The sequence below is a fragment of the Micromonospora sp. NPDC048169 genome (assembly GCF_040652815.1).
Lineage (GTDB): Bacteria > Actinomycetota > Actinomycetes > Mycobacteriales > Micromonosporaceae > Micromonospora.
Genome location: NZ_JBEZMS010000012.1, coordinates 147,285 through 165,987, shown reverse-complemented (window position 1 = coordinate 165,987; position 18,703 = coordinate 147,285). Strand labels below are relative to the sequence as shown.

Here is an 18,703-nt window from a genome sequence, read left to right as displayed (position 1 = left end):
CACCCGCTTCGACAAACTCGCCGTGCGCTACGCGGCCACCGTGCACGTCGCCGCCATCAACGAATGGCTGTGACCGACTTCGACACAGGCCCTAGCACATCGGCAGGCCGCTCGGGGGTTGTCCACAGGGCGCGAAGGGCGGCACGGCTGCGGCTGTCCACAGGGGTATCGATCTCCACCCGTGCGCCGCCACGCTCGTCCCATGCCACCTCAACCTCATCGACCGCCGGAGCTGGCCTGGCAGGTCTTCCGGGGCTCGGAAGCGATCCGGCGCGGGCTGCTGTCCCGGCACCACCTGCGGGGCGCGTCCTGGATCCGGCTCCGGCAGGACGTGTACGCCGACGCGCGGCTCGACCGCGACCACGCGCTGGCCTGCCGCGCCGCGCTGATGCGCATGCCGCCGGGCGCGGTGGTCGCCGGCCCTTCGGCGGCCTACCTGCACGGGGTCGAGCACGCCGCCGGCCTCACCGACGACGTGCACGTCCTGCTGCCGGCCACGGTCCGGGCCGACTCCCAGCCGGGTGTCCGGGTGCACCACGCCCCGATGTCGAGCACACGCAGCGGCCTCCTGGTCCCGGTCGGCGGCGCGGCACCCGCGCGAACGAGCCCATCCGTCGGCACGGGGTCGCCCGCCGCATCGAACCCCTTCGCAGAGTCGTCCCCCGGCGCGGTGATGATCCTGGCCGGCCCGCCGCCGCGTACCGAGCCGGTCGCCTGTGCCTGGGAGACAGCGGTCTGGGCCGATCCGGTGAAGGCGGTCGGCATCATCGACGGGCTGTTGCGTACCGGTTCGGTCAGCCGCTCGGCACTGGCGGGCGAGGCGGCCCGGAACGCCTGTCGCCCCGGTGGGCGGCGGGCGGCGTGGGTGTTCGGCCTGACCGACGGGCTGGCCCAGTCACCGCCCGAGTCCCACCTGCGGGTACGCCTTGTCCTCGCCGGCCTGCCGCGCCCGGTGGCCCAGCATCCGGTGCGCGTGTCGACCGGCCTGATCCTGCACTCCGATCTGGCCTGGCCGGGGTTCCGGGTCGCCGTCGAGTACGACGGTCAGTGGCGCGCCGACGCGGACCGCACGCACCTCGACCGGAGGCGGCTCAACCAGCTTGTCGAAGCCGGCTGGCTGGTGTTGCACGTGACCGGCCGCCGCCTGCGCAAGGAGTTCCCCGCCCTGGTCCGGGAGATCCGCGCCGCACTGGTGGCCCGGGGATGGCGGCCGTGACGCCCGCCGTCCGGAAGGAAGCCGGAACGCCGAAGTGGCGGCGTCCGGGAACTCCGGACACCGCCACTTCGGGGAAACGGTCGTTACGGTCGGACGTTCGGCTTGACCGGGGTCTTCACCGCGGCGTAGGCGTCGACGATGCCGTAGCCGTAGAAGCCGTTGAAGTTCAGCGAGCCCGCGCAGTACGCGTCGAACTCGGCGTCCCGGCCCTCGTTGGTGTAGCTCTGCAGCCGCGGCTCCGGGCAGGCGTGCTCCGCCGCCGTCCGGTAGAGGTGCTGCTCGACCAGGTTCGGCGCCATGCCGTAGCCGTTGCGGCCCTCCTTCTTGCCGTGCTTGCTGACGATCAGCGCGGCCACACCCGAGACGTGCGGGGACGCCATCGAGGTGCCCTGCAGGTAGGTGTAGTAGCCACACTCACCCTTGGCGGTGCACTGCTTGAACACCGATTCCTCGAAGCCGGCGACGATGTTGCCGTTCTCGTCGACCGACCCCTCCTCCTGGAGCACCTTCTTCGGGTACGTGGAGAGGATCATGTTGGCGTCGGTGCGGTACGTGTCGGTGCCGAAGCCGTCCCGGAACCAGCCACCCGGCGCCGCCACCGAGATCTGCTCGGTGCCGTAGTTCGAGTAGTCAGACTTCTTGCCGGACGGGCCGACCGCCGACACGCCGATCACGTGCGGGCCCTCGACCGGCAGGTCCCAGCAGGTCGCGTTGTCGATCGGGCGCGGGTACGGGTCGGCGCCGTAGTCCGGGCTGCTCACGTCGGTACGCGGCGCGCCCAGGTCCTCGTGGTTGTTGCCGAGCGAGCCGACCAGCGTGACGCCCTTGCGGTGCGCGAAGTTCAGCGCCCGCTTCATCGCCTCGATGACGGTGCGCTGCTCGGCCTGCGCCTCCGGCGAGTCGGCCGGGTTGGCGGTGCAGTTATAGAGCCACGGGTCGACGTAGAAGGACATGTTCACCACGTCCAGCCCGGAGCGGCCCGCGTGCACCAGGGCGTTCACCACCGGGTTGAGGAAGAAGTACCCGCTGTCCTGGCCGCCCTTCAGCTCCACCAGGGAGACGTTCGGGGCCACGCCGGACAGGCCGAAGCCGTTGGCTGCGGCGCCGATGGTGCCGGCCACGTGCGTGCCGTGCCCGCCGTCGTCGGTGCCGACCGGGTCGAGGCAGCTCGCCACCTCGCACGGCCCGTCGACCTCGGGGATGTCCGGGGCGAAGTTGCGCGACAGCGCCCAGTTGAAGTTCGGTGCCAGGTCGGGCTGGCTGGCGTCGACGCCGGTGTCCAGGATCCCGACGGTGACCCGGCGGTCGCCCGGCTCGATCTTGCGGGCCTTGTCGGCCCGGATCATGTCCAGACCCCAGAGCTTGTCGTCGAGCGGGTCCATCTTCTTGTTCTTGCCCTTGGCGACCTTGCCCTTCGTCGCCGCGGCGGCCAGCAGGTGCTCCTGCTCGACCCGGTCCAGCTTCGGCTTGCGGCCGATCGCCTTCTCCTCGGCGGCGCCGACCAGCGCGCCGGCCGCGTTGGCCCGGCTGGCGAAGTCCGCCCGGTCGCTGGTGACCTGGAAGAGGCCGACGTCGTCGGTGCGGGCGACGACCTTGCCACCGGCGGCGGCGATCGCGGCGATCGCGGCGTCGGTGGAGACGCCGCTCTCGGCCAGCACGGTGAAGGTCCGGGTGTCCGACGGCGCGGCGCTCGCCGGAATGCTCAGGCCGGTCACCGTGAGTGCCAGCGAGGCCGCAGCCGCGACCGCGCCGACGGTGAAGCGCTTGCTCACCACATCAGATCCTCTCGTTGAGGGACGTGGTGTCATCCCACATCACGGGAGCGCGTTCCGCCAGATCGACGTCCGTTATCGGCGGCAACTAGGCATTCGCGTTCGTCAAGGCGATAAGCACCTCGGACAGGTCGGCGAGCGTGGCCACCTCGGCGTCGGGTTCGAGGCCCCGTGGACGGGGCAGTCCGGCCCGGTTGAGCCAGATCGCACGCAGCCCGGCCCGCTGCGCGGCCACCACGTCGTGCTCCGGCGAGTCACCGACGTGGACGATCCGGGACGCCGGCAGCCCGGACGCCGCCACCACCGCGCCGAAGAACTCAGCGGCGGGCTTCTTGGGCAGACCGCCCTCGTGCGCGTACAGCTCGAACGCGAACTGCCCGTCGAGGCCGCAGCGTTCGGCACGGCTGTTGCCGTTCGTGGCGAAGCCCAGCACGTGGTGCGGGCGCAACGCCGCCAGCGCGGGCAGCACGTCCGGGAAGGGGCGGCTCAGCGCGTACCGGCGGGCGAAGAACAACGCCGCGAACTCGTCCAGGTCCGCCTCCAGCCCGGCCCGGGCCAGCGAACGGACCAGCGCGGCCCGCCGGATCTCCTGCACCGGGGCGGCGCTGAGCGCGCCGAAGACCGCACCCCAGTCCTCCTCCAGGTCCGCGAGCGCCACGGCGGCCGCCGCCGGGGTCCGCCGCCGCATCTCCTCGAGTACGGCGACGAGCGCGCCGGTGACCGCCGGGCGCAGGTCGACGAGGGTCTCGTCGGCGTCGAAGACGACGGCGCCGCGTGGCCCGCTCACCGGTCACCGGCCGGCACCGGTTCGGCTGCCGCCGGCGTCGGCACCGGTTGTGGCGCGCCCCGCAGTTCGTCTGCCCGGACCAGGGCGACGCCGCCGAGGATGAGCACGCCGCCGGCCAGCTGGATCAGGCCGGGCAGTTCGTCGAGCACCAGCCAGGCGATCAGCACCGCGAACATCACCTCGGTCAGCCCCACGAAGGAGGACAGCCGCGCTCCGAGCAGCCGGGTGCTGGCGACACCGGCGAGGTACGCGACCACCGCGGCGATGAGCGACAGCCCGGCGACCGGCACCAGCCAGCTCACCCGGTGCCCGCCGAAGGTGACGTCGGCGGTGCCGGCGGTGAGCGGCAGCGCGCCGATGCCGCCGAGCAGGAGCAACGCCAGCGCGCCGACCGCCATGCCACCGCTGGCCATCACCACCGAGGGCAGACGCGCGTCGGTCCGGCCGGCGATGACGAAGTATCCGGCCAGCCCGACGCCCGCACCGAGCCCCCAGAGCACGCCCACCGGGTCGAGTCGCCCGGCACCGGTGAGGTCGAGGACGAGCACCAGTCCACACAGGGCGGTGACGGAGCCGGCCACTGTCAGCAGCCGGGGTCGCTGCCCGTGGGCCAGCCACATCCATCCGACCACGAGCACGATGCCGAGGTATTCCAGCAGGAGCGCCACACCGACCGGGAGGTAGCGGACCGCGTTGAAGAAGCACGCCTGCGCCGTGGCCACGCCGAGCAACCCGAACAGCACCACGCTGAACGCGTTGCGGCGCAGCACCTCCCACCTGCCGCGCAGCGCCAGCACGGCGGGGACGGCGAGCACCAGCGCGGCGATGCCGACCCGGGCGATCACCACAGCTACCGCCGACCACTCCCCGGTGATCAGTGGGCGGGCGAAGGTGCCCGAGGTGGCGAAGGTGATCGCGGAGAGCAGTGCCAGGCCGAGCCCGACGCTGGACCGTTCACGCATCGGCAACTCCTGGTCATGAGTGAATGGAGGTTATGCTGATGACGCTAGGCGTAGCCTCCGACAGGAGTCAAGTTGCTTTTCGCTCATGACACCGAATGTGCGCTGGTCAGCGCCGCGGCACTGGTGAACACCGCCGACGGCGACCGGGAAGGGCTGCCCGACGTGGCCGCCCTGGACGCCTTCTTCACCACCCACGGGTGGAGCGGCCGGCACGAGCACACCGACGCCGAACTGCGCCAGGTCCGCGCGCTGCGGCCCCGGCTGCGCCGCATCTGGTACGCCGACACCGACGAGGTGGTGGCGATCGTCAACGGGCTGCTGCGCGAGTCGCAGGCGCTGCCGCAACTCGTCCGGCACGACGACGAGCCGTACCACCTGCACGCCGTGCCACGGGACGCGCCGCTGGCGACCCGGATGGCCGTCGAGGCCGCGATGGCGATGGCCGACCTGGTCCGGGCGGGCGAACTGAGCCGGCTGCGGCACTGCGACCACCCCGACTGTGACAACGTGCTCGTCGACCTGTCCCGGAACCGGTCCCGCCGGTTCTGCGACGCCGGCTGCGGCAACCGGGCCGCGGTGAGCGCCTACCGGGCCCGCAAGGCCGCCGCGTCCCACTCCTGACGCGTCGCGGGCCAGTCGTCGCGGCGCAGCTCGTACTCCACCTCGCCGTGCTCCGTACCCGGAATCGGGTCGTCGAAGGTCAGGTGGAAGGTGCGGACGTAGCGCAGCCCGGCGCGGGCCATCACCGCGCGGGAGCGGTCGTTGATCGTCATCGTCTCGGCCCACACCCGGCGGACGCCCACCGTGTCGAACGCGTGCCGCACCAGCGCCCGCGCGCCCTCGGTCGCAAGCCCGTGTCCCCACGCCGCGCGGCGCAGCCGGTAGCCCAGCTCCGCCTCGGTGCCGTCCTCGGACGGGTCGAGCGCGAACCAGCCGAGGAACTCGCCGCTGAACCGGTCCAGCGCCGCCCAGCGGCCGAGCCCGGGATGCCGGTCGTACCCGGCGAGCACCCGGGGCAGCACCTCGTCCCGGAACGTCCCGGCCGGCGTCGGCGCGCCACCGGTCAGGAAGCGCATGACCTCCGGGTCGGCGTCCAGCGCCACCAGCCGGTCCACGTCGTCCATCGTGAACCGGCGCAGCGTCAGCCGCGCGGTCTCCAGCAACACGTCGCCGTCGTCACGCACGGTCGGATCATGCCGCGCTCACTGTGGCCGGTCGAGGCAATTACCGGTACCGGCTCAGGGGTGGGTCATCCGCAGCAGGTCCAGTGCCTCGTCCAACTGGGTCTCGGTGAGCTTGCCCGAGTCGACGTGCCCCCGGGAGATCACCACCTCGCGGATGGACACCTGCTTGGCCAGCGCCTCCTTGGCGATCGAGGCGGCCTCGTCGTACCCGAGATGGCGGTTGAGCGGGGTGACGATCGACGGCGAGCCCTCCGCGTACGCCAGGCAGACCTCGGCGTCCGCGACCAGGCCGGCCACCAGCCGCTCCGCGAACAGCCGGCTGGACGCGGCGATCAGCTTGATCGACTCAAGCAGGTTGCGGCCCATCACCGGGAGCATCACGTTCAGCTCGAAGTCGCCCTGCGACCCGGCGAACGCCACCGCCGCGTCGTTGCCGACCACCTGGGCGCAGACCTGCCGCATCGCCTCGGCGACCACCGGGTTCACCTTGCCCGGCATGATCGACGATCCCGGCTGGAGGTCCGGGATGCGCAGCTCGCGCAGCCCGGCGCGCGGGCCGGAGCCCATCCAGCGCACGTCGTTGGCGATCTTGTAGAGGCCGACCGCGATGGTACGGAGCTGGCCGGACGTCTCCACCAGCGCGTCCCGGGCGCCCTGCGCCTCGAAGTGGTTGCGCGCCTCGGTCAGCGGCAGCCCTGTCGACTCCCGCAGCTTGCCGATCACCCGGTCGGCGAAGCCCAGCGGCGTGTTGATGCCGGTGCCGACGGCGGTGCCGCCCAGCGGCAGCTCGGCCAGCCGGGGCAGCGCCGACTCCAGCCGCTCCACGCCGTAACGCACCTGCGCGGCGTAACCGCCGAACTCCTGCCCGAGCGTGACCGGCGTGGCGTCCATCAGGTGGGTACGCCCGGCCTTGACCACCGTCTCGAACTCGGCCGCCTTCTCCTCCAGCGCGCCCGCGAGCTGCTTCAGCGAGGGGATCAGATCCTCCACCACGAACTGGGTGGCGGCCAGGTGGATCGAGGTGGGGAACACGTCGTTGCTGGACTGCGACGCGTTGACGTGGTCGTTCGGGTGCACGTCCCGGCCCAGCTCGCGGCTCGCCAGCGTGGCGATCACCTCGTTCGTGTTCATGTTGGACGAGGTGCCGGACCCGGTCTGGAAGACGTCCACCGGGAACTGGTCGTCGTAGCCGCCCTCGGCCACGTGCGCGGCGGCGGTGGCGATCGCCTGCGCCACGTCCGCGTCGATCACGCCCAGCTCACCGTTGACCAGGGCCGCCGCCCCCTTGATCTGCGCCAGGGCCTTGATCTGGGCCGGTTCCAGCCCGCGCCCGGAGATCGGGAAGTTCTGCACCGCGCGCTGGGTCTGCGCCCGCCACAGCGCGTCGGCGGGCACCTCCACCTCGCCCATCGAGTCGCGTTCGATCCGGTAGCCGGTCGCCTCTGGAGTCGTCACGCGTACCATCCTGCCGCGCCACTGGCCGGTGTGCAGGGAAAGTGGCGCGGCCCTCAGCCGAGCTCGGCCAGCAGCCTCTCCGCCTCCCGCTGGTCCGGCGACTCGACCTGGCGGAACAGCGCCAGCGCCCGCCCGGCGTACCGGCGAGCCCGCTCGGCGTCGGTGTGCCTCAGGCAGCGGGCCATGCCGTCGAGCGCACGAGCCTGCTCGTAGCGAGCGCCGAGCCGAGCGGCATCAGAGAGCACCCGTCGGTGCAGGTCCAGCGCGCTGGCGACGTCGCCCTGATCGAGGATCGCCCGGGCCAGCAGGTTCCGGGTGGCACACTGCCCGACCAGATCCCCGGCGTCGGTCATGGCCACGAGCGCTTCCCAGTGCAGCTCGGCGGCCAGTTCCGGCCGGCCTTCCTCGCGCTCCATCGTGCCCAGCTCGTTGAGCAGCTCACCCTCGCCGTAGCGGTTGCCCACCTGGCGCTTGAGCCTTGCACCGGCACCCAGGAGCCGAAGCGCGGGGCCGCGCTCGCCCCTTCGGTGCCGCGCCATCCCGAGGTGGCCGATGGCGTTACCGACCTGCCGCAGATCGCCGGCCTGCCGGGCCACGGCCATCTGATCGCGGCACATCCGCACCGCCTCGTCGTAGCGGCCGATCTCGATAAGCGTGAACGCCAGGTTGTTCAACCAGCTCAAGAACGAGGTCGGGTCCGGCATCCGGCGAGCGGGCACCAGCAGCGACTCGAACACCTTGATGGCCCGCTGGGGCTGTCCGTCGACCCCGTACGCGGTGCCGAGGTTGCCGAGCGCCTTGACCAGGTCGTCCCGGCGGCCGAGCCGCCGGTAGATGCCGACCGCCGCCTCCATCCGCCGGATGGCCTCTGCGAACCTCGCCCGGCGGTAGTCCGCCGAAGCCAGATAGTTGAGCATCGTGGCCACTGCTTCGTCGTCGCCCAGGCGCTCCGCGGCACGCAGACCGATCTGGTGCGTCTCCACCAGATCGTCGAGGTGACCGCCGTAGAAGTTTATCGACCAGCCCACCCGGGCGAGCTGCCAGCTCTGCTGGAGGAAACCCTCCTGCTCGGCCAGCCGGACCAGGGCCGTCATCGCCGGCCGATTCTCCTCCAGCCACGGACGGCCGAGGGCGACGGTGCCGTCCACCAGGTCGGATCGCACCGGCTCGGGCAGTGACGGGCACCCGACCGAATCGATCGCCTTCCCCAACGCCGCGGCGACGTGCAGGTGAAAGTCGAGGAGCCGTGCCGTCACCGCCCTTCGCTCCTCGACGGTCTCGCGTTGCGCGACGAGCATGCGCGCGTACTCCCGGATCAGATCGTGCAGCCGGTAGCGGCCCGGCTCCGCCTCGTCGACGAGGTGCGCGTCGACGAGTTCGTCGAGGGCATCCTGAGCATCCGGCACCGACAGCTCCGTGAGCACCGCCGCCACCCGGTTGTCGGCGGTGACGCCGGGGTGCAGCCCGAGCAGCCGGAAGACCCGCTGCGCGACCGCTGACACCTGCTCGTACGACAGCGCGAAGGCGCGGGCGACCGAGCGCTCCCCCGCGGCCAGCTCGGCCAGCGGATCGGACGCGCCGGCCAGCCGCTGCGCCAGGTCCGCCACCCGCCAGCGCGGCCGGTGCGCGAGCCGGGCCCCGGCCAGCCGCAGGGCGAGCGGAAGGTGACCGCAGCGCCGGGCCACCTCCGCCGCCGCCTCGGGCTCGGCGGCGATCCGCTCCGTGCCGGCCACCCGGGCCAGCAGCTCGACCGCTTCATCGCTGTCGAGTACCGGCAGCGACGACGGCCGGCCCGAGTCCAGGCCGACCAGTCGGCGGCGGCTGGTGATCAGCACCAGGCAGTCCGGGCCGTTCGGCAGCAACGGCGCCACCTGGTCCGCGTCGGCGGCGTTGTCGAGCACCACCACCGCCCGCCGGCCGGCCAGTTCGGACCGCCACACCGCCAGCCGGTCCGCCAGGTCGGCGGGAACCCGCTCGGGCGGCACGCCGAGTTGCCGGAGCAGGGTGGCCACCGCCGCGGTCGTGGCGAGCGGGCTCTGTTCGCTGTGTCCGTGCAGGTCGACGAAGAGCTGCGCGTCGGGGAACCGGTCGGCGACAGCGGTCGCCACCTGTACCGCGAGTGTGGTCTTGCCGCTACCGGCCATGCCGTCGATGAGCTGGACCCGGATTCCGTCCTCGACGATCTCCCGCACCAACCTGGACACTGTCTGCTGCCGCCCGGTGAAGTCGCTGATCGTGCGGGGCAGCGCCCGCACCGGGGCGGTGGGCCGGTTCTCCGGCCCGCCCAGCGCCACGTCACCGGCGAGGATCCGCTGGTGCAGCTCCTGCAACGCCGCGCCGGGTTCGATGCCCAGCTCCTCGGCGTAGATCCGCCGCCCCTCCCGGTAGACGGCGAGCGCGTCCGCGTGGCGGCCGACCGCCGAGAGAGCCAGCATCGACTGCCCGCGCAGGCGCTCCCGCAGCGGGTTGCGCTCGACCGCCTCGGTCAGCTCGTCGATCAGATCGGCGGCCATGCGCAGCCGCAGCTCGATGTCGACGCAGTCCTCCAGCACGCCAAGCCGCTGCTCGTCCAGCGCCCGGGCCCGCTGCCGCACACTGCGGGCGGGGACGCCGGCCAGCGCCGGGCCACGCCACAGCGCCAGCGCGGCCCGGTAGTGCTGGCGGGCCTCGGTCAGCCGGCCGGCGGCGGCATTCCGGCGGGCCGTCTCCACAGTGCTCGCGAACACCTCGGCGTCGAGGTCCCCCGCCTCGACCCGGATGGTGTAGCCGGCCGGATCGGTGACGATGGTCCCGGCCGGCAGTCCGAGCCGCACGAACCGCTGCCGCAGGCGCGACACGCAGCTCTGGAGCTGGGTACGCGCGGTGGCCGGTGGGCGCTCGTCCCAGACGGCGTCGACCAGGTCCTCGACCGGTACCACTCGTCCCGGGCGCAACAACAAGACGGCGAGCACGGTCCGATCCCGTCCCGCGGTGACTGTGGCCTCACCGCCACCGACCCGCAGGGGCCCCAGGATTCCGAACCGCATCCGCGCTCCCACCCGTCACGAGCAACATTCAGCAGAGTAGCCCGATGATCACCGGGTGCTCCGAGCAGGCGATAGCGATTCGATAGCGGTTCGGCAGCGGCCTCACCCAGACTTGCCGCGGGTTGTCGGTTACGGCATCCGACGGGGGCGGTGCGCCTGTCCGGCCACGCGGCCGGGCAGGCGCACCGATGTCGATGCACGACGAACACGCCGAGGGGCGCTCGGGATCTCTCCCGGGCGCCCCTCGGCGTATGTCCGGACTCAGCGCCGCCCGACGGTGAGCACCGGCTTGGTGACCTCGGCGAAGAAGTCGTTGCCCTTGTCGTCGACGACGATGAAGGCGGGGAAGTCCTCCACCTCGATCTTCCAGACCGCCTCCATGCCCAGCTCGGCGTACTCCAGCACCTCGACGTGCTTGATGCAGTCCTGCGCGAGGCGGGCGGCCGGGCCGCCGATCGAGCCGAGATAGAACCCGCCGTGGGCCTGGCAGGAGCGGGTGACCTGGGCGGACCGGTTGCCCTTCGCGAGCATCACCATCGAGCCGCCGGCCGCCTGGAACTTCTCCACGTACGCGTCCATCCGGCCCGCTGTGGTGGGACCGAACGAGCCGGAGGCGTAGCCCTCGGGGGTCTTCGCCGGGCCGGCGTAGTAGACCGCGTGGTCACGCAGGTATTGCGGCATCGGCTCGCCCGCGTCCAGCCGCTCGGCGATCTTCGCGTGCGCGATGTCCCGGGCCACGACGAGCGGGCCGGTCAGGGACAGCCGGGTCTTCACCGGGTACTTCGACAGCTCGGCCCGGATCTCGTCCATCGGCCGGTTCAGGTCGACGCGGACGACCTCCTCGGTCTCCAGCGTCTCGTCGGTCACGTCGGGCAGGTAGCGCGCCGGGTCGGTCTCCAGCCGCTCCAGCCAGACGCCCGACGGGGTGATCTTCGCCACCGCCTGCCGGTCGGCCGAGCAGGACACCGCGATCGCGACCGGGCAGGAGGCGCCGTGCCGGGGCAGCCGCACCACCCGTACGTCGTGGCAGAAGTAGCGCCCGCCGAACTGCGCGCCGATGCCGAAGTTGCGGGTCAGCTCCAGCACCTCGGCCTCCAGCTCCAGGTCACGGAAGCCGTGCGCGCTCATCGAGCCCTGAGTGGGCAGCGCGTCCAGGTATTTCGCGGAGGCGTACTTCGCGGTCTTCAGCGCGTACTCGGCGGAGGTGCCGCCGATGACGATGGCCAGGTGGTAGGGCGGGCAGGCGGCGGTGCCGATGAGCCGCAGCTTCTCCTCCAGGAACTGCATCATCCGCGTCGGGTTCAGCAGCGCCTTGGTCTCCTGGTAGAGGTAGGACTTGTTGGCCGAGCCGCCGCCCTTGGCCATGAACAGGAACTTGTACGCGTCGGGGTGGCCGTCCGGGTCCTCGGCGTACAGCTCGACCTGGGCGGGCAGGTTGCTGCCGGTGTTCCGCTCGTCCCACATGGTCAGCGGGGCGAGCTGCGAGTAACGCAGGTTGAGCCGGGTGTACGCCTGGTAGACGCCGCGCGAGATCGCCTCCGCGTCGGTGCCGTCGGTGAGCACGTGCCGGCCGCGCTTGCCCATCACGATCGCGGTGCCGGTGTCCTGGCACATCGGCAGCACGCCACCGGCCGCGATGTTCGCGTTGCGCAGCAGGTCGAGCGCGACGAAGCGGTCGTTCGGCGAGGCCGCCGGATCGTCGATGATCGACCGGAGCTGGGCCAGGTGCGCCGGGCGCAGGAAGTGGGCGATGTCGTGCATCGCCTCCGCCGTGAGCGCGGTCAGCGCGCCCGGATCCACGGTCAGGAACCGGCGGCCTCCCGGGCCGTTGACGACGTCCACGCCCTCGTCGGTGACCAGGCGGTATTCGGTCTCGTCGGGGCCGGTCGGCAGCAGGGGTGCGTACGAGAATGCGGCGGCACTGCTCATGACCGAAAAGCCTAGGGCAGAGGCGTCGATCGGTGGCACCCGCAGGTGGGTGGTGGGACGACGCTCTCACAGGCAGTCACCCGCCGTCGGCGCAGAGTTCCCGTTTCGGCCCGCAACTGCCCTGGCCGGTCGGCGGGCGCCAGCTGCCGTCCGGGTCCGGCGCGACCGGTGCGCCGTCCTGCTCCGGTCCCGGCACCGCTGCCGTACCGGCGCCCCAGCGAACGTACCCGATCTCCCGTCCCTCGCCGATGATCATGCCGTTCGGGCCGACCGCCAGCGCGTTCGCCGACGTGCGCAGCTCGACCAGCACCCGGCCCCCGCGCGGCTCGACAGCGATCAGCCGGGACGGCTTCTCCTCGGTGATCACCGCCGCGTACGGGGTGAGTGCCGCGCCGCTCTTGCCGCCTGCCGGCCGGGTCCAGCGGGTCCGGTCGGCGGACAGCTCCCGGCCCAGCAGCGAGCCCTTGTCGGCGCTGCGCACCACGGCGTAGCGGTCGTCCACGGCGAGCAGCTTCTCGCCGTCCGCGCCGACCTGGAGCAGGCGTCCGTCGTACCCGTCGAGCACCGCCTCGCGCCCGTCCGGGGCCACCCCGATGAGTACGTTGCGCCCGCCCTGCGGATCCTCCCGCTGCACGCAGCCGGCGTAGTCGGCGGTGCGCAGGTTGAGCCCGGTACGCCGCCACACCTGCTGACCGTTGGCCGGGTCCACAGCGGTGACCGCGTAGTAGCAACCCCCGTCCCGGGAGGTGGCGGCGATCCGGAGCAGCCGGCCGCCGACCACGGCGAGCCGCTCCTCCCGGCCGGGCTGGACGTTCTGCAACACCCGGCCGGTGGCGGTGTCCACCACGTGCACCCGCCCGTCGACCGGGAAGCCGAGCAGCGGTGGGACGGACTCCGGCCCGGCCACCCCGCCGTCGATCCGGTTGGCGCCCAGTCGCCGGGTACCGAGCAGTTCCGGGTTGTCGGCGAGCACGCCGCTGTGCACGCCGGGCAGGAACGCGCTCCACAACGGGACGGTGCCACGCGGCTCCCAGGCACGCAGCGTGCAGTCGGTGGGCTGCACGCAGTACGCGTCCAGCAGCAGGTTCCGGTACGTCCAGACGGCGATCGCGCGGTCGTCGCGGCGGCGGGTCACGCCGCTGACCGGGTCGAGCACCTCGTACCCCTTGTCGAGCAGCCGGCCCACGGCGACGACCGGGTCCCGGTCGCCGCCCGCGACCGCCGACCAGTCGGCCTTGCGTTCCCACAGCCGGCTGCCGTCGGCGAGGTTGCGCGCCTCGATGCGGGTGCGCTGCTCCACGATCACGGTGTCGCCGGCGATGGTGACGCTGCGCGGCGTGCCGCCGACGCGTTGCTGCCAGGCCACATCCGGCTCGGAGATCGGCTTGCTGCGGTCGACCCAGTCCCACAGTGCCGGGAAGGGGTTCCAGACGCCTGTCGCGGCGAGGACGACCACGGTGACGAGCCCGAGCAGCAACCAGCCGCGTACGCCTAGGCCCTTCACACCGCACACGGTAGCGACGATCACCTGTCCCCCGGGCCGCGTGCGGCGCGTGTCGCGGCGCTTCTTGGGTGGGTGAGGTGTTAATAGGGGGCCCTTCCACCTCCGAATGCGTTAACAGGGGGCCCTTCCTTACCCGCGGGCGGCGGAGCGGACGAGCGGCAACGTGCGGTACGGGATCTGCTCGGCCAGCGCGATGATCGTGGACGCGCGCCGGATGCCCTCCGAGGCGACGATCTGGTCGATGACCCGCTGGAGGTCGGCGTTCGACCGGGCGACGATCCGGCAGAGCATGTCGCTGGAGCCGGTGATGGTGTGCGCCTCCAGCACCTCGGGGATGGCGGCCAGGTGCGCGGTGACCTGGTCGTGGCCGTGTCGCTGGCTGATCTCCAGGGTGACGAAGCTGGTCACCCCGAAGCCGATGGCGGCGGGCGTGATGTCCGGCCCGAACCCGGTCACCACGCCCCGGCCGACGAGCTTGTCGAGCCGGGCCTGGACCGTGCCCCGGGCCACGCCGAGTCGGCGGGAGCACTCCAGCACACCGATCCGCGGCTCCTCCGCCAGCAGTTCGATCAAGCGCGCGTCCAGGTCGTCGAGCTGTACATCCTGACCAGTGTTCATGGTGTCCGACGGTACCGAATGCACAACCTGACCAGGAATAATGCTAACTGTTGCCCAACTCACCGTGACCCGTAGATCCTCGCCGGAAGAGCACATCCACGGCGGCCCCCGAGGCCGGCCGGTACGCGAGGGAGGCCACCATGACCCAGGCGATCGACCGACCCCAGTCGACCGAGGAGGTCGACGTCGACGCTCTCGTCGGCGCGGTCGACCACGACATCACCCGCGACCCGTTCCCGGTCAAGGGCATGGACCACGTCCACTTCCTGGTGGGCAACGCCAAGCAGGCGGCGCACTACTACTCCACCGCGTTCGGCATGACCTGCGTCGCGTACCGGGGTCCGGAGCAGGGCTACCGGGACCACGCGCAGTACGTGCTGACCAGCGGTTCGGCCCGCTTCGTGCTGACCGGCGCGGTACGCCCGGACGCCGACGGCGCCGACCACGTGGCGAAGCACAGCGACGGCGTCTGCGACATCGCGCTGGAGGTGCCGGACGTGGACGCCGCGTACGCGCACGCGTTGGCGCAGGGCGCGACCGGCGTGGTCGAGCCGCACGACGTCAGCGACGAGCACGGCACCGTGCGGATGGCCTCCATCGCCGCGTACGGCGACACCCGGCACAGCCTGGTCGACAGGTCCCGCTACACCGGCCCGTTCCTGCCCGGCTTCGTCGCTCGCGGCCCGATCGTGGACCGGCAGCCGATGATCGACGCCGGGCTCCAGCCGAAGCGGTTCTTCCAGGCGGTCGACCACGTGGTCGGCAACGTGGAGCTGGGCCGGATGGACGAGTGGGTCGAGTTCTACAAGCGCGTCATGGGCTTCTCGAACATGGCGGAGTTCATCGGCGACGACATCGCCACCGACTACTCGGCGCTGATGAGCAAGGTGGTCGCCAACGGCACCCGCAAGGTGAAGTTCCCGCTCAACGAGCCGGCCGTGGCCCGCAAGAAGTCGCAGATCGACGAGTACCTGGAGTTCTACCAGGGCCCCGGCGCCCAGCACATCGCGGTGGCCACCAACGACATCCTGGCCAGCGTGGACGCCATGCGCGCGGCGGGTGTCGAGTTCCTGGACACGCCGGATTCGTACTACGAGGACCCGGAGCTGCGCGCCCGTATCGGCAACGTCCGGGTGCCGATCGAGGAGCTGCAGTCCCGCAAGATCCTGGTCGACCGGGACGAGGACGGCTACCTGCTCCAGATCTTCACCAAGCCGGTGCAGGACCGCCCCACCGTCTTCTTCGAGCTGATCGAGCGGCACGGCTCGCTCGGTTTCGGCAAGGGCAACTTCAAGGCCCTGTTCGAGGCCATCGAGCGCGAGCAGGAGAAGCGCGGGAACCTGTAACACTGTCCGCGTGACCCAGCCTCCTCCGAACCCGACGCCGCCGCCCGCCGGACATCCATTCGCGGGCGGCGGCTTCGCGCCGCCCGGCGGACCGGCGGTGCCCGCACAACACGTTCCTCCGGGGTACGCCGGCCCGCCCGGCTACCCGCCCCCCGGGTACGCCCCGGCGCCCGCCCCGCCTCCGGTGGCGCCGAACGGGCAGCCGCTGGCGGGCTTCGGCGACCGGCTGCTGGCCTACCTGATCGACGTCGCCGTCGCCATGGCGGTGACGCTGGTGTTGTTCATGCCGGTCTTCCTCCTGCTCATCTTCTGGATGGTCGACCAGATCGAGCAGGCCGGCCCGAACGGCCCGGACCCGGCCGACATCTGGACGGACGTGTTGCTGCCGCTGCTCGCCGCCGAGTTCGGAATCCTGCTTCTGATGCTCGCCTTCTACTGGGTCTACCACGTCGAGTACGCCCGCCGGACCGGGCAGACGCTCGGCAAGAAGGTGATGAAGCTGCGGATCGTGCCGATGCAGCCGGACGCCCCACTGACCCGGGGGATGCTCGGCAAGCGCTGGCTCGTCGAGTTCGCCGGTGGGATGTTCGTGCCGTTCCTCAGCTACCTCGACGGTTTGTGGCAACTCTGGGACAAGCCCTGGCAGCAGTGCCTACACGACAAGTTCGCCGGAACGGTCGTCGTTAAGGTTGGCCAGTGAGCGCGAGGAGTGAGCCGGGTCTGCGAGCCCCGCAGTCGCGAACAAGGACGGCATCGTGAGTTTGGAACCTGGCTGGTACGTCGACCCCGCCGACACGGAGACCCGCAGGTGGTGGGACGGCGAGGGCTGGATCGGCGCGCCGATTCCGGTCGACGTCACCCCGCCCGAGGGTCCGCCGCCCGCGGAACCCGAGCCCGCGCCGGCCGCCGCGACGCCCGCCGCCGAGCGCCCGGCCTCCGGGCCCGGCGACCGGCCCGAGGCGACCCCGACGTCCGGCACGCCGGGCGGACCGAGCCCGTGGCCCGGCCAGCCGGGTCAGGCCGGTCCCTGGCCGGGTCAGCCGGGCCAGCCCGGCCAGGTGAACCCGTGGCCGGGCCAGCCCGGGCAGCCGGGACAGGCCGGACCGGGCACGCAGGGGCCGCCGCCGGGCTGGCCGTACCCGCACTGGCCCGGCGCGCAGCCGATCCCGCGCCCGCACGGGCTGCCGCTCGCCTCCTACGGCGCCCGGCTGGTCGCGCGCCTGATCGACCTGGGCATCGTGTTCCTGCTCAACGCCGTGGTGAACGGCTGGTTCGTCTGGCGCTACATCGAGGCCGTCTCCCCGTACCTGCGCGAGTCGGTGCGCCGGGCGCTGAACGGCGACACGTCCACCGACGGGCTGCCCCAGATCGACGACCAGGCCGGCGGTCTCCAGATCGCCATCCTGGTGATCGCCACCGCGCTCTGGTACGCGTACGAGGTGCCGTCGATGGCGGCGCGCGGTCAGACCTTCGGCAAGCGGCTGATGGGCATTCGCGCGCTGCCGGTCGAGGCGGACCAGCCGCTCGGCTTCGGCCGGGCCACCCGGCGCTGGAGCACGCTCGGCCTGCCGACGCTGCTCTGGTACTGCTGCGGGCTGGGCCTGCTGCTCCAGCTCATCGACGCGATCTCGCCACTGTTCGACCATCCGCTGCGCCAGGCCCTGCACGACAAGCGGGCGCAGACGGTGGTGGTCCAGCTCCCCCGCAAGCGTGACCCCCGTACCACCCCGCCCGAGAGCGCCGACACCCCGGGAGACACCCCATGACCGACACCGGACGCCAGCAGCCCGCGCTGCGGCTGACCCGCGCCGACCTGGACGCGCTGCCCAACTACGTGCCCGGCCGCAGCCCGGCCGACCTGGCCCGCGAGCTGGGCCTGGCCGAGGCGATCAAGCTGGCCAGCAACGAGGTGCCGTACGGCCCGCTTCCGGGCGTGGTGGAGGCGGTGGCCGAGGCGGTGGCCGGTTCGCACCGCTACCCGGACATGGGCGTGGTGGCGCTGCGCCAGGCGCTCGCCGAGCGGTACGGCGTGGACGCGGACCGGATCGCCACCGGCTGCGGTTCGGTGGCGCTGGCCGAGCACCTGGTGCGCGCCACCTGCCTGCCCGGTGACGAGCTGCTCTACTCGTGGCGCTCCTTCGAGGCGTACCCGATCATCGCGGCGACCAGCGGCGCGACAAGCGTGCGGGTGCCGAACGACGCCGGCCACGGGCACGACCTGGCCGCGATGGCGGCGGCGGTGACCGACCGGACCCGGATGGTGCTGGTCTGCAACCCGAACAACCCCACCGGTACGGCGGTGCGCCGCGCCGAGCTGGACCGCTTCCTCGACGCGGTGCCGGACGACGTGCTCGTGGTGATCGACGAGGCGTACCGGGAGTTCGTCACCGACCCGGAGGTGCCGGACGGCCTGACCTACCTGGACCGGCCGAACGTGGCGGTGCTGCGCACGCTGTCCAAGGCGTGGGGCCTGGCCGGCCTGCGGATCGGCTGGCTGGTCGCGGCGCCCGAGGTGGCCGCCGCCGTGCGCAAGGTGGTCACCCCGTTCTCCACCAGCATGGCGGCCCAGGCCGGCGCGCTCGCCGCGCTCGCACAGGCCGACGAGGTGGAACGGCGCTGCGCGCTGGTCGTGGCCGAGCGGGACCGGGTCACCGAGGCGCTGCGCAAGTTCGTGCCGGACGTGCCGGACAGCCAGGCCAACTTCGTCTGGCTGCCGCTGGGCGAGCGGGCGGTGGAGTTCGGCCGGGCGTGCGAGGCGCGCGGCGTGATCGTCCGGCCGTTCCCCGGTGACGGCGTACGGGTCACCATCGGCACCCCGGCCGAGAACGACGCGTTCCTGGCCGCCGCCGAGGCCGCGCTGGCCTGACCGGGCGCGCCCGGGCCGGTCCGTCAACCCCCTACGGA

At 72.3% G+C, this 18,703-nt stretch carries 15 protein-coding genes; 6 read left to right on the top strand and 9 right to left on the bottom strand.

Annotation, left to right across the window (positions count from 1 at the left end; genetic code table 11):
- The first annotated feature begins 202 nt into the window (after positions 1–202).
- Positions 203–1,216, top strand: coding sequence for a hypothetical protein (locus AB0D28_RS13875; protein WP_357385578.1), 1,014 nt, complete (start codon positions 203–205; stop codon positions 1,214–1,216).
- A gap of 83 nt (positions 1,217–1,299) precedes the next feature.
- On the opposite strand, the gene AB0D28_RS13870 is transcribed toward AB0D28_RS13875, so the two are convergent.
- The 3 genes from AB0D28_RS13870 to AB0D28_RS13860 all read right to left on the bottom strand — a co-directional run bounded on the left by AB0D28_RS13870 (position 1,300) and on the right by AB0D28_RS13860 (position 4,737).
- The gene (locus AB0D28_RS13870; protein ID WP_357385576.1) at positions 1,300–2,988 is read right to left on the bottom strand and encodes a S8 family serine peptidase; all 1,689 of its coding nucleotides are present in this window, start codon (positions 2,986–2,988) and stop codon (positions 1,300–1,302) included.
- Between the two features lie 88 nt (positions 2,989–3,076).
- Positions 3,077–3,775, bottom strand: coding sequence for an HAD family hydrolase (locus AB0D28_RS13865; RefSeq protein WP_357385574.1), 699 nt, complete (start codon positions 3,773–3,775; stop codon positions 3,077–3,079).
- Positions 3,772–4,737: a DMT family transporter gene (locus tag AB0D28_RS13860; protein ID WP_357385572.1), complete on the bottom strand. Its 966-nt coding sequence runs from the start codon at positions 4,735–4,737 to the stop codon at positions 3,772–3,774. Before AB0D28_RS13860 ends, AB0D28_RS13865 begins: the two co-directional genes overlap by 4 nt.
- Positions 4,738–4,809: 72 nt before the next feature.
- Between AB0D28_RS13860 and AB0D28_RS13855 the strand changes: the two genes are divergently transcribed.
- Entirely contained in the window at positions 4,810–5,358 is a 549-nt protein-coding gene (locus AB0D28_RS13855) for a CGNR zinc finger domain-containing protein (RefSeq protein WP_357385570.1), read from the top strand.
- On the opposite strand, the gene AB0D28_RS13850 is transcribed toward AB0D28_RS13855, so the two are convergent.
- The 6 genes from AB0D28_RS13850 to AB0D28_RS13825 all read right to left on the bottom strand — a co-directional run bounded on the left by AB0D28_RS13850 (position 5,322) and on the right by AB0D28_RS13825 (position 14,453).
- On the bottom strand, positions 5,322–5,921 hold the full coding sequence (locus AB0D28_RS13850) for a GNAT family N-acetyltransferase (protein WP_357385568.1): 600 nt from the start codon (positions 5,919–5,921) through the stop codon (positions 5,322–5,324). The genes AB0D28_RS13855 and AB0D28_RS13850 overlap by 37 nt on opposite strands.
- Positions 5,922–5,975: 54 nt before the next feature.
- Complete coding sequence (locus AB0D28_RS13845; protein WP_357385566.1) at positions 5,976–7,385, bottom strand: class II fumarate hydratase; 1,410 nt, start codon at positions 7,383–7,385, stop codon at positions 5,976–5,978.
- 44 nt (positions 7,386–7,429) lie between these two features.
- Positions 7,430–10,402: a BTAD domain-containing putative transcriptional regulator gene (locus tag AB0D28_RS13840; protein ID WP_357385564.1), complete on the bottom strand. Its 2,973-nt coding sequence runs from the start codon at positions 10,400–10,402 to the stop codon at positions 7,430–7,432.
- 261 nt (positions 10,403–10,663) lie between these two features.
- Positions 10,664–12,331 carry a fumarate hydratase gene (locus tag AB0D28_RS13835; RefSeq protein ID WP_357385562.1) on the bottom strand — a complete coding sequence of 556 codons (1,668 nt, stop codon included), beginning with the start codon at positions 12,329–12,331 and terminating at the stop codon, positions 10,664–10,666.
- Positions 12,332–12,407: 76 nt separating this feature from the next.
- On the bottom strand, positions 12,408–13,844 hold the full coding sequence (locus tag AB0D28_RS13830) for a PQQ-binding-like beta-propeller repeat protein (RefSeq protein ID WP_357385560.1): 1,437 nt from the start codon (positions 13,842–13,844) through the stop codon (positions 12,408–12,410).
- Positions 13,845–13,964: 120 nt separating this feature from the next.
- Positions 13,965–14,453, bottom strand: coding sequence for an Lrp/AsnC family transcriptional regulator (locus AB0D28_RS13825; protein WP_357385558.1), 489 nt, complete (start codon positions 14,451–14,453; stop codon positions 13,965–13,967).
- Between the two features lie 140 nt (positions 14,454–14,593).
- Between AB0D28_RS13825 and hppD the strand changes: the two genes are divergently transcribed.
- From hppD to hisC, 4 genes are read left to right on the top strand one after another with little or no spacing between them, the layout of a single operon-like run.
- Positions 14,594–15,799 carry a 4-hydroxyphenylpyruvate dioxygenase gene (gene hppD / locus AB0D28_RS13820; protein WP_357385557.1) on the top strand — a complete coding sequence of 402 codons (1,206 nt, stop codon included), beginning with the start codon at positions 14,594–14,596 and terminating at the stop codon, positions 15,797–15,799.
- Positions 15,800–15,809: 10 nt separating this feature from the next.
- A complete protein-coding gene (locus AB0D28_RS13815) occupies positions 15,810–16,499 on the top strand; it encodes an RDD family protein (RefSeq protein WP_357385555.1) in 690 nt (229 codons plus the stop codon).
- A 55-nt stretch (positions 16,500–16,554) separates the two neighbouring features.
- On the top strand, positions 16,555–17,565 hold the full coding sequence (locus AB0D28_RS13810; protein ID WP_357385553.1) for an RDD family protein: 1,011 nt from the start codon (positions 16,555–16,557) through the stop codon (positions 17,563–17,565).
- On the top strand, positions 17,562–18,665 hold the full coding sequence (gene hisC, locus AB0D28_RS13805) for a histidinol-phosphate transaminase (RefSeq protein WP_357385551.1): 1,104 nt from the start codon (positions 17,562–17,564) through the stop codon (positions 18,663–18,665). Before AB0D28_RS13810 ends, hisC begins: the two co-directional genes overlap by 4 nt.
- Positions 18,666–18,703 lie beyond the last annotated feature (38 nt).

Coding starts and splice junctions, on each gene's coding strand:
- AB0D28_RS13840 (WP_357385564.1), bottom strand. CDS start 10,402: ATGCGGTTCGGAATCCTGGGGCCCCTGCGGGTCGGTGGCGGTGAGGCC.
- hppD (WP_357385557.1), top strand. CDS start 14,594: ATGACCCAGGCGATCGACCGACCCCAGTCGACCGAGGAGGTCGACGTC.
- hisC (WP_357385551.1), top strand. CDS start 17,562: ATGACCGACACCGGACGCCAGCAGCCCGCGCTGCGGCTGACCCGCGCC.
- AB0D28_RS13860 (WP_357385572.1), bottom strand. CDS start 4,737: ATGCGTGAACGGTCCAGCGTCGGGCTCGGCCTGGCACTGCTCTCCGCG.
- AB0D28_RS13875 (WP_357385578.1), top strand. CDS start 203: ATGCCACCTCAACCTCATCGACCGCCGGAGCTGGCCTGGCAGGTCTTC.
- AB0D28_RS13825 (WP_357385558.1), bottom strand. CDS start 14,453: ATGAACACTGGTCAGGATGTACAGCTCGACGACCTGGACGCGCGCTTG.
- AB0D28_RS13835 (WP_357385562.1), bottom strand. CDS start 12,331: ATGAGCAGTGCCGCCGCATTCTCGTACGCACCCCTGCTGCCGACCGGC.
- AB0D28_RS13845 (WP_357385566.1), bottom strand. CDS start 7,385: ATGGTACGCGTGACGACTCCAGAGGCGACCGGCTACCGGATCGAACGC.